This window comes from Stenotrophomonas sp. 3diitr2024 (genome assembly GCF_042136455.1).
GTDB classification, from domain to species: domain Bacteria; phylum Pseudomonadota; class Gammaproteobacteria; order Xanthomonadales; family Xanthomonadaceae; genus Stenotrophomonas; species Stenotrophomonas sepilia.
This window is the reverse complement of the sequence record NZ_JBHHMJ010000507.1, coordinates 1-10,590: the sequence shown is the minus strand read 5'-3', so window position 1 is coordinate 10,590 and position 10,590 is coordinate 1. Positions and strand designations below refer to the sequence as shown.

8 protein-coding genes and 1 pseudogene are annotated in these 10,590 nt (G+C 67.5%); 5 read left to right on the top strand and 4 right to left on the bottom strand.

The window, feature by feature from the left end; genetic code table 11:
* Positions 1-51: 51 nt before the first annotated feature.
* A complete protein-coding gene (locus tag ABGA94_RS12905; RefSeq protein ID WP_111127633.1) occupies positions 52-750 on the bottom strand; it encodes a glutathione S-transferase family protein in 699 nt (232 codons plus the stop codon).
* Between the two features lie 115 nt (positions 751-865).
* Here ABGA94_RS12905 and ABGA94_RS12900 point away from each other — a divergent pair, with 115 nt between their 5' ends.
* Complete coding sequence (locus ABGA94_RS12900; RefSeq protein WP_375367467.1) at positions 866-1,810, top strand: LysR substrate-binding domain-containing protein; 945 nt, start codon at positions 866-868, stop codon at positions 1,808-1,810.
* Here the strand turns inward: ABGA94_RS12900 and ABGA94_RS12895 are convergent.
* The gene (locus ABGA94_RS12895; protein ID WP_375367465.1) at positions 1,749-3,128 is read right to left on the bottom strand and encodes a PLP-dependent aminotransferase family protein; all 1,380 of its coding nucleotides are present in this window, start codon (positions 3,126-3,128) and stop codon (positions 1,749-1,751) included. The genes ABGA94_RS12900 and ABGA94_RS12895 overlap by 62 nt on opposite strands.
* 132 nt (positions 3,129-3,260) lie before the next feature.
* On the opposite strand from ABGA94_RS12895, the gene ABGA94_RS12890 reads away from it, so the two are divergent.
* A complete protein-coding gene (locus ABGA94_RS12890) occupies positions 3,261-4,124 on the top strand; it encodes a DMT family transporter (protein ID WP_375367463.1) in 864 nt (287 codons plus the stop codon).
* Here ABGA94_RS12890 and ABGA94_RS12885 read toward each other — a convergent pair.
* Positions 4,114-5,098: pseudogene (locus ABGA94_RS12885) on the bottom strand (LysR substrate-binding domain-containing protein). The gene ABGA94_RS12890 and the pseudogene ABGA94_RS12885 overlap by 11 nt on opposite strands.
* Positions 5,099-5,205: 107 nt before the next feature.
* Here ABGA94_RS12885 and ABGA94_RS12880 point away from each other — a divergent pair.
* Positions 5,206-6,723, top strand: a complete 1,518-nt coding sequence (locus ABGA94_RS12880) for an MFS transporter (protein WP_065197131.1) — start codon at positions 5,206-5,208, stop codon at positions 6,721-6,723.
* A 278-nt stretch (positions 6,724-7,001) separates the two neighbouring features.
* On the opposite strand, the gene ABGA94_RS12875 is transcribed toward ABGA94_RS12880, so the two are convergent.
* Positions 7,002-7,406, bottom strand: coding sequence for a GFA family protein (locus ABGA94_RS12875; RefSeq protein ID WP_329841409.1), 405 nt, complete (start codon positions 7,404-7,406; stop codon positions 7,002-7,004).
* A gap of 171 nt (positions 7,407-7,577) precedes the next feature.
* On the opposite strand from ABGA94_RS12875, the gene ABGA94_RS12870 reads away from it, so the two are divergent.
* Both ABGA94_RS12870 and ABGA94_RS12865 read left to right on the top strand, forming a co-directional pair.
* Positions 7,578-8,552, top strand: a complete 975-nt coding sequence (locus ABGA94_RS12870) for a DUF4105 domain-containing protein (protein ID WP_065197111.1) — start codon at positions 7,578-7,580, stop codon at positions 8,550-8,552.
* On the top strand, positions 8,552-10,573 hold the full coding sequence (locus ABGA94_RS12865) for a triacylglycerol lipase (RefSeq protein ID WP_095377015.1): 2,022 nt from the start codon (positions 8,552-8,554) through the stop codon (positions 10,571-10,573). The genes ABGA94_RS12870 and ABGA94_RS12865 overlap by 1 nt, the downstream gene beginning before the upstream one ends.
* The last annotated feature ends 17 nt before the right edge of the window (positions 10,574-10,590 follow it).

Here is a 10,590-nt window from a genome sequence, read left to right as displayed (position 1 = left end):
CGCGGCGCGCAAGAGGCATTGCGCGCCGCTGCCGCAGAGACAGCACAGGGCTCAGGCCGCTGTGGCCTCAAGCACGTCTTCCAGCCTCACCTCGCCGAGGAAGCCACCACTGCTGGTTGCCGGCTGCTGCGCTTCGATGGCGTGGGCGAACTGCACGCCCGCGTCGTCCTGCAGGCGTTCGAACAGCTGCTGCACCCTGGGGAACTCGCGGCGGTCGACGACCTGGTGAAAGTCGTTCCAGCGCGCGATGCCGGCGAAGTAGGCATCGGCGAAGCTGCGCTGTTCGCCCAGCAGCCACGGGCCCGTACCGATCATCTGCTCCAGCGCCTGGTGGGCGTGGCGCACCTTGGTCGTGCCATAGGCACCCAGCACCTCGGCTTCATCACCTTCCGCATGCTCCAGTGCGTGCCAGAGCGGCGCGTAGGCACCGAAGAAGCTGGTGTTGAGATAGGCCAGCCGGTGGTTGAGGCGATCGAAGCCAGCCGTGCCCTGTGCGAAGCCCAGCCCCTGCGCGATGCCCTTCGCAGCCAGGTGGTTGAGGATTGCCAGGCTCTCGCTGAGCAGCTCGCCCTGCGGGGTTCGCAGGGTCGGGGTTTCGCCCAGTGGATTGAGGCGGCGGTAGTCTTCGCCCTGCACCTGGCCGGGCATGTCGATGCGGCACAGCTGGTAAGGCTGGCGCAGCCACTCCAGTGCAACGATGGAGCCGAACGAGCAGCCCGAGGGCACGCCGTAGAAGAGGATCGGGGTCATGGCAGATTTCCGGTTCGAGCCGCGATGCGGCGGGTGAGGAAAGCGTGCCAGCATGGACATTGCCGCTGAAGCCGTCCGAATGGCATCCTGAAGTCCACACGTGTGGACGTTGCGCATGCTCAACCTCAATGATCTGGCCCTGTTCGTGACCGCAGTGGAGCAGGGTGGTTTCGCCGCAGGTGGGCGCCATCTGGGCCTGCCGCGCTCGACCCTTAGCAAGCGCGTGGCGCTGCTGGAAGAACACCTCGAGGTGCGGCTGCTGCAACGCAGTTCGCGCCGCTTCGCGCTGACCGAGGTCGGCCAAGAGTTCTTCGAACGCGCACGCGCGGCGTTGTCGGAGGTAGAGGCTGCGGAGGCCATTGTCCGCGACCGCCAGGCCGAACCCAGCGGCACCGTGCGCATCAGCGCTTCGATTCCGGTGGTGCAGGGCGAGCTCGCCGCGTGCCTGCCCGCATTGGCCCGCCGCTATCCGCGGCTGCGCATCGAAGTTGAAGTGAGTGATCGTTTCATCGATCTGGCGCAGGAGGGCATCGACATCGCCCTGCGCAGCCACTTCGGTCCGCTGCCGGATTCCGGGTTGGTGCAGCGAATGCTCGGTAGCGAACGCATCGTGCTGGTGGCGGCCCCTGGTTATCTGGCAGCCGCGCCGGCAGTGGACACGCCCGAGCAGCTACGCGCGCATGCCGGCCTGCTGACCGCGCGCCATGCAACGCGCTGGACGCTGCACAGCGCCGACGCCGGCACCGTGCAGGTGGAGCCGCAGGTGGCGCTGGTCGGCAATGAATCGCAGCTGCTGATCGCGGCGGCAGAAGCGGGTCTTGGCATCACCGTGCTGCCCTACAGCCTGTGTGCGGCGGCCATCGCTGCTGGCCGCCTGCAGCAGGTCCTGCCGGCGTGGCATGCCGGCGAAGTCACCACCAGCGTGCTGCTGCCGCATCGTCGCGGCCAGCTGCCGGGCGTGCGCGTGGTGGTGGATGCGCTGGTCGCGCATTACCAGCTCATCGCAGCGCGCGTGCCAGTACTTGCCAGATCCTCGGGTCCTGGCACTGCGAGACGTTGAAACGCAGATAGTCGGCCGCGCGCTGCGACTGGCTAAACGCGTTGCCCGGGGCCAGCACGATGCCTTCGCGCAGGCACTGCCGTGCCAGCGCAGCAGCATCGCGGCCATCGGGAAGCTGGCACCAGAGGAACAGGCCGGCTTCCGGTTGCAGCCACGGGGTGATGCCCAGCGTGTGCAGTTTCCGCAGTGTGTGCCGGCGCGCATCGGCCAGCCGCGAGCGTATCGACTGCATGTGGCGTCGGTAGCCACTGTCGGTCAGCGCGATGTGCATCAACTGCATCGCCAGATGGCCGCCGCCGAAGCTGGTGGCCAGCTTCAGGTCGGTCAGTGCTTCGATCCAGTCGTGGCGTGCAGCGATGTAGCCACAGCGCGAGGCGGCCGACAGGGTCTTGGAGAAACTGCCGACGTGGATCACCCGCGACAGCCCATCCAGCGCAGCGAGGCGCGGTGCCGGCTGCAGTTCGAAGTCGGCGAAGATGTCGTCCTCGACGATGATCAGTTCGCTGCGTTCGGCCAGCCCCAGCAGCCGATGCGCGGTGCTGGCCGAGAGCACCGCACCGGTCGGGTTGTGCAGGCCCGAGTTGGTGATGTACAGCCGTGGCGAATGGTCCTGCAATGCACGATCGAACGCTTCAAGGTCCGGGCCGGTGGGTGTGTACGGCACACCCACTGCCTGTACCTGGTGCGCCTTCAGCAGCGCGTGGTAGTTGAAGTAGCTCGGGTCATCGACCAGCACGCAGTCGCCGGGCTTGAGCAGGAAACGGCAGATCAGGTCGACCGCGTGCGTCCCGGAGTCGGTCAGCAGGATCTGCTCCATCGGTGCATCGATGCCGAGCGTGGCGCTGCGCCTCTGCAGCAGCTGGCTCAACGCGGGCAGCCCGAGTGGTCCGGCGTAGTCGACCAGATGCACTGCATCGGCACGCGCCAGCCGACGCAGGCCGCGGCGCATGCCATCGTGATACAGCCAGTTACTGGGCATCCACCCGCACCCCGGCTTGAGGTGGCCCGGCGGGGTTTCCAGCGATTGCCGCGACACCCACAACGGATCCACCGCGCGGTCCAGCCGCGGTTCCATTTCGGCCAGGGCGAGCGGTGCGGCCGGTCCGCTGACGTAGAAGCCGGAACCGGCACGCGCGCTGATCAGCCCTTCGGCCGCCAGGCGCTCGTAGGCTTCGACCACGGTGGAGACCGACACCCCCATCGCTGCCGCCTGCGCGCGCACCGAAGGCAGGCGGGAGCCGGGGCCATCGACCCGCGCGGTGATGCGGTTGCGGACCGCCTGGATGACCGATTCGATGCGGGTAAGCGGACGTGGCATGTCAGCACTGTAGTGGAAGTGTGGGCAATACAGTTCTTTGCGACTGTACTGGATTGTAGCTGGGGCGGTTCCGCCATGGATGCTTCCATACAGGCTCCGCCAGGCGTCGCCTGGCACTTCAGGATCACAGGCGTGGAACGGTCGGCGAGCGGTTGGATCAATGGCTTCATCGGGGTGGTGATTTTCGCGGGCTCGTTGCCGGCCACCCGCCTGGCGGTGCTGCAGCTGGATGCCGGGTTCGTCACCGCCGCACGCGCCACCATCGCCGCCGTGCTTGGCCTGGGCCTGCTGCTTATGCTGCGCCAGCCGTGGCCGCGGCGCGGTGACCTGCCTGGGCTGGTGGTGGTCAGCCTCGGCGTTGTGGTCGGTTTTCCACTGCTGACCGCGCTTGCGCTGCGCCACGCGTCATCGGCACATACCATCGTGTTCCTCGGCCTGTTGCCGCTGAGCACTGCGCTGTTCGGCGTGCTGCGCGGTGGTGATCGGCCGCGCCCGGCGTTCTGGTTGTTTTCGTTGCTGGGCAGTGCCTGCGTGGTCGGCTATGCGGTGCGCAACGGCATCGAGGCCTCGCTGCAGGCCGACCTGCTGATGCTGGCGGCCATCGTGGTGTGCGGGCTGGGCTATGCCGAAGGCGGCCGGCTCGCCCGTCATCTGGGCGGCTGGCAGGTGATCAGCTGGGCACTGCTGCTGGCGTTGCCGGTGATGCTGCCGTTGACGGTGCTGATGCGCCCGGCCTCGTTCACTGCGGTCGGTGCCTCGGCGTGGTGGGCGCTGGGCTACGTGGCGGTGTTCAGCATGCTAATCGGCTTCCTGTTCTGGTACCGCGGGCTGGCGCAGGGCGGCATCGCCGCTGTCGGCCAGTTGCAGTTGCTGCAGCCGTTCTTCGGCCTGGCCCTGGCCGCGCTGCTGCTGCACGAATCGGTCAGCCTCAGCATGGTGCTGGTGACCGCGGTCGCGGTGATCTGCGTGGCAGGCGCCCGCCGCTTCAGTCGCTAGGAAAAAGGGGACGGACGGGGTTAAGTCGTAACTGGCCCTGCTGTGCCTGAAACGACTTAATCCCCTCCGTCCCCTTTTTATGAGGCGTCCTGGAACAGGTTGGCAACGGCGTAGTCGATGAACACCCGCAGGCGTGCACTGGGATGGCGCCCACCGGGCCATAGCAACGAGAACTGCCCCTGGTACGTGGGCAGCGCAGGCAGCACCCGTTGCAGGCGGCCATCGTCCAGCGCGTCAGCGGCGAGGAAGTCCGGCATCCAGGCCAGGCCCATGCAACCGATCGCAGCGGCCAGCACGGCTTCCATGTTGTTGCAGGTCATCGCCGTGGGAAGGCGCGCGCCGGCATCGCCTTCGATACCCGGCAGCTGCCACGGATGCAGCCTTCCGGTGGTGGGGTAACGGAAGCGCAGCGCGGTATGCATGCGCAGGTCGCCTACATCGCCGGGTGTGCCGTGCGCCTGCAGGTAGCCCGGCGCCGCACAGAGGATGAAACGAAAGCCACCCAGTCGCCGCGCGGTCAGGCTGGAATCGGCCAGTTCGCCGCTGCGTATCACCGCGTCCAGGCCTTCGCTGACCACATCGACGATGCGGTCGTTGAAGTCCAGTTCCAGCTGCACCTGCGGGTAGCGCTGCTGGAAGCCGGGCAGCACCGGCAGCAGGAAGCGGTAGCCGATGGTGGGCAGGCCGATGCGCAGCAGTCCGCTGGGGGCGTGCTGTCGTTGCGCCAGATCTGCCTGCGCTTCGGAAAGTTCGTCCAGCGCACGCCGGCAGCGTTGCAGCAGCAGTTCGCCTTCGTCGGTGAGGTGCACGCGGCGGGTGGTGCGCTGGAACAGGCGCGCGCCCAGGTCGAGCTCAAGGCGGGCGATGCGCTTGCCGACGGCCGAGGCTGACAGGCCGAGTACGCGGGCCGCACCGACGATGCTGCCTGCCTCCGCGGTGCGGACAAAGGCGAGCAGGGCGGAGATGGAGTCCATGGGGAGCATGATTGCGGAACGGTTGGACGTAATCAACGTCCATCGAGCCTGTTTTTCTGGAATAGCGGCCTGTCCATCATCAATGCCCCTGATGGATGGAGGCCCGCATGGCCCCGGATTCGATGCTCCCTGTACCTGTCCGCGCGCAGCAGCGCTGGGCCCTGCTTGCGGTCTGCCTGGCCGCGCTGGCGTTGCCGTTGTCCTTCACCGCCGGCGCCGTCGCGGTGCCGGTGCTGTCCCGCTCCTCAGTGGCATCGCCCACTGCGCTGGCCTGGGTGACCAACGCCTTCATGCTCACCTTCGGCAGCCTGCTGCTCGCTGCCGGTGGCCTGGCTGATCGCCATGGCCGACGGCGGATGTTCCTGCTGGGCACGGCCGGCTTCACCGTCGCGACGGCCGCTGTATGCCTGTCGCCTACGCTGCTGTGGCTGGATCTGGCGCGCGCTCTGCAGGGCGTTGCCGCTGCCGCAGCGCTGGCCTCGGGCACCGCTGCGCTGGCGCAGGGCTGGCAGGGACCGAGGCGTGCCCGTGTCTTCGCCCTGCTGGGCACGACATTCGGTGCGGGCCTGGCGCTGGGGCCGCTGCTCGCGGGCCTGTTGCTGCAGGCGCTAGGCTGGCGCAGCGTGTTCGCTGCAGGCGGTGTGCTGACGTTGGCGGCGTTCGCACTGGCCGCGCGCGCGTTGCCCGAAAGCCGGGGCGAGCGCGGACGGCTGGACATCGCCGGCATGCTGGGCTTCAGCCTGATGCTGGCGGCATTGACCCTGGCCCTGCTGTGGCTGGGAGAGTACGGCCTGCACGCCGGTCGCGTGCAGCTGGCGCTGTTGGCGACGCTGCTGTTGGGCGGCGCGTTCGTCTGTGCCGAACGGCTGCATCCTTCCCCGTTGCTGGACCTCTCACTGTTCTGGCAACCGGCGTTTCTCGGCGTCCAGCTGCTGCCGGTGGCGACCTGTCTGGGCTACGTGGTGCTGCTGGTCGTGTTGCCTCTGCAACTGCTGGGCGTGCATGGCCAGAGCACGACGCTGGTGGGACTGCAGATGCTGGCGCTGTCCGCGCCGATGCTGGTGCTGCCGATGCTGGCTGCGCGCTGGGCGGAGCGCGTTGGAAGTGCGCGGCTGTGCACGCTGGGACTGCTGGTCTGTGCCTCTGGCCTGTACCTGTTGTCGCGCCACGCATCGCAGCCGTCGCCCTTGCAGTGGGTGCCGTTGCTGATGCTGGTCGGTGCAGGGACGGCCTTGCCATGGGGCCTGATGGATGGGCTGTCGGTGAGCGTGGTGCCTGTACAGCGTGCGGGCATGGCCGCCGGCATCTTCGGAACCGTGCGGGTAGCGGGCGAAGGCATCGCCCTGGCCGCAGTGACGGCGCTGCTGGCGATGCTGGTCGACCAGCAGCTGCATGGGGCATCGCCCGCGTCGTTGGCGCGTGCCGGTGCCTATCTGGCGAGCGGGTCCCGCGACCAGGCGGCGGCACTGCTGCCGGCGATGAGCGGTGAGCAGCTGCAGCAGGTCAGCGCCAAGGCGCTGGCAACACTGCTGCGTGTACTGGCGCTGCTGACGGCTGTGTGTGCTGTGTTGTTGCACCTGTTGCTGCGGAAACGCAAAGGCACGTTGGCCGAGCATACGGCGTAGCAGGCTCATCGCCCCCTCCGCCGTCATCCCGTTGTCGTCTTCCGCTCACGCCGCCCATGCCCACCCAGGTCTAATGTTGATCGTCCCCGTCCCCCACGGAGACCCGCCATGTGGCTGCTCGACCATCTCTGGCCCGGCCGTAGACCGCTTCCTCCCCCGGCCGCGGATGCGCCGCAGGTGCCGCCACGCCGGCCCTGGCTGAAACGCCCTGTGCGGGCGGGGCGCAGCGGCATGGCGCCCTGGCAGAAGGTCGCCACGCCGCCGCGGCGCACGCGCCACTAGCCGGTGCGGTCTGACGGGTGGTTGACCCCGTCGCTGACCGGAATGACCCCCAGCGCGAACGGATCAATGCCCTCCAGGCAGGCCACGTTGTAGCCGTACTGGTCGGGGTTGGAGCGGCGCCGGTGATGGGTGTAGATGCCGCACACCCCGCAGAAGTAGTGCTCGGCCACATGGGTGTTGAACTGGTATAGCTGCAGGTGGTTCTGCCCGCGCACGACCTGCAGGCCCGCGCGGGCAACGCTGGCTGCAATGGCACCCCGGCGCCGGCACATCGAGCAGTCGCAACGGCGCGGGTCGACGATGCCGTCCGGCAGGTCCAGCAGCAGCTCGACCGTGCCGCAGTGGCAGGTGGCGCGGTGCTGGGGTTGGACCGGAACGCCGGCCACGGAAGTGATGCCCATCGTTGCTCCTGTGAAGTGAACCTGGCCGCATGGACCGCCGCAGACGGTGCGCCGGCGTGCCTGAACAGGCCGTAGATGCCACGGTGAACCCGCTTGTGGCTAACTATGCGGCTTCGGGACCGCGACAGGATGCCAGTGAAAGCCGCAGGACGTTGGATGACAGGAAGTGCCATGGCGCTGGCAGCGCTGTGGGTGGCCGGGCTGCTGGCCTATCAGATGCCGGGGCCGGGCTGGCTGGCGAACGGCATTGCGGTGCTGTGGCTGCTGTTTGCGCTGTGGGCGTCGTGGCGGGTCGCGCGTGGTCGCAGCAACCGCCGCCTCGGCATGGCGTATGGCGCTGCGCTGGCGCTGGCCGGCCTGTGGTGGCTGCTGCTGACCCCACGCCAGGACCGCGTGTGGGCCGATGACGTGGCCCAGCGCCTGCATGTGGTGTCCTTCGACGGGCGCCACGTGGTGTTTGACAACGTGCGCGATTTCACCTGGCGCAGCGAAACCGACTACGACGCGCGCTGGGTGCGCCGCGAATACGACCTGGACCAGTTGCGCTCGGCCGATCTGGTGCTGTCGTACTGGATGGGCCCGGCGATCGCCCACACCCTCATCTCGTTCGGTTTCGAGGACGGTCGCCACGTGGTGTTTTCGCTGGAGATCCGCAAGGAGCGCGGCGAATCGTTTTCGGCACTGGGCGGGTTCTTCCGCAAGTTCGAGATGACCCTGGTGGCCTCGGAAGAGACCGACATCATCCGCACCCGCACCAACGCGCGTGGCGAGGATGTCTATCTGTACCGCCTGCACGGCATGGACCACGCGCAGCTGAAGGAACTGTTTGCCGCGTACATCGCGCAGGCGCGCGAACTGGATGCGAAGCCGGGCTTCTACAACACGCTCACCAGCAACTGCACCACCATCGTCTTCGACCTGGCCCGCCACATCGCGCCGCGCCTGCCGCTGGACTACCGCCTGCTGCTGTCCGGGTATCTGGCCGAGTATGCGCAGGAGGTCGGCGCACTCACCCCAGGCGTGCCTTATGCCGAGCTGCATGACAAGGGCCGCATCACCCAGCGTGCGTTGGACCTGGGCAGCGGCGACCACTTCTCCACCGTGATCCGCCAGGGCGTACCTGGCACCGAGCAGGACCCGCAGTAATGACTCGACTCCTCCTGATCCGCTGGCAGCGTGCGCTGCCGGTGTTGTTCGCCGCCTTCCTGCTGCTGGGCAGCAGTGGTTGCGCGATGGTCACCGTCAAGCAGGTCAAATCCAGCGATTCGCTGGTCAACAAGCGTGCCGACGTGCTCAATACCGGCAAGCTCAGCCCCGCTGCGCGCGAGACGCTAAGCGCGGCAGGCCTGGACGAATCGCAGTGCGAGAAGGACTTCCTGGTCTGCCGCAGCACGCTGCTGATGACCGACGATCTCAATGTCGAGCAGCGGCTGTCTGCGCTGTCCGAACTGTGGGTGAAGGCCGCGCTGGCGCTGACGCCGAAGAAGACCGCAGCCGGCGATCCGCCGATGAGCGACGCAGCGCTGGACGCTTGGCTGGAAGCCGCGCGCTACGCCTATGCCTACCTGTTCTACAGCGGCCGCTCACCATCGGATCGCGCCTTCGAAGACCGGCAGACGCAGGTGCGTGACTACTACAACTACGCGGCCGAGAAGGCGGCGGTGGTGCTGTTCGTCCGCGCGCGCGCCGCTGCGTTGGCTGGCGAGGACTACACGAAGCCGATCTCGGTTGGCAGCTGGTCGCTGGCTTCCAACTACCAGCAGCTGAACCTGAAGAGCATTCCCGCGCAGCTGGTGCCGGCCGGCACGGTCAGCTTCGTCGGGCTGCGCAGTACTTATCGCCGTGATGGCTTCGGTGCCGAGCTGGTGATGGTGATGGACCCGCCGAAGCTGGTCGCACCGGTGATCGCGCCTGAGGGCCCGAAGGCGGAGACACCGCAGGATGACGAAGAGGGCGCACGCCGTGGCCGCCGTCATCGGCATGACGATTCGGTGCCCGAGTTCAGCGAGATGTCCTCGATCAACGTCACCGCGTTGCTGCGCTTCGAAGGCAGCAGCCTGGACGATGTGATGCGGACGCGCCGGGTTGAACTGGATGCCTATTCGCCGGAAGCTACCGAGCGCATCACCCTGCACGGCGAACAGGTGCCGCTGGCCGGCAATTTCACCGCGGCCTACGGCCTGTGGCTTGCCCAGAGCGGTTTCGCCCGGCAGTCACTGCGCACCCTGTTCGGCATGAGCGAGGGCATCGGCGAGCCACACATCTACCTGATGCAGCCGTGGGACCCGAACCGCCGCATCATCTTCATGCTGCACGGCCTGGCCAGCAGCCCGGAAGCCTGGGTGAACCTGGCCAACGAGATCATGGGCGACCCCGAGCTGCGCCAGCAGTTCCAGGTGTGGCAGGTCTATTACCCGACCAACGCACCGATCGCGCTGAACCGCTACGAGATCGCCAATGCGTTCAACGACACGCTGAAGCACTTCGATCCCAATGGCAGCACGCGTGCATCGAAGGACATGGTCTACATCGGCCACAGCATGGGCGGCGTGCTCGCGCGGCTGCTGGTGAGCGATTCCGGTGACGTGCTGTGGAACGACCTGCTGGCCAACTATGACCTGAAGGGCGAGCGTCTGAAGCGCGTGCAGAACAAGCTGGGGCCGTTGCTGCATTTCAAGGCACAGCCGAACGTGGAGCGTGCGATCTTCATCGCTGCGCCGCACCAGGGCACCGATATTGCCGGCAACAAGGTCGGGCGCCTGCTGGGCCGGCTGGTGCGCCTGCCACTGACCATCCTCGGCAAGTTCGAGGACGTGTTCATGGCGCTGGCGCAGGCCGAGCAGCAGGTCGATGGCACGGCCAAGCCGAAGATTCCCAACAGCATCGACAACCTCAAGGCCAGCGACCCGTTCGTCAAGGCCGCAGCGCAGCTGCCGATCGAAGCGGGACTGAAGTACCACTCGATCATCGCCCAGCGCAAGCCGGAGCTGCCGGTGGACAAGTCCGATGACGGACTGGTGCCGTACTGGAGTGCGCACCTGCCGGGTGCACAGTCGGAGAAGGTCATCATTTCCGGCCACAGTGTGCAGGAGACCCCGCAAGCGGTGCTGGAAGTCCGGCGCATCCTGCACCGGGATATCGATGACGTGGGGACGGCGACCCGGTAGTGCCGGCCGCTGGCCGG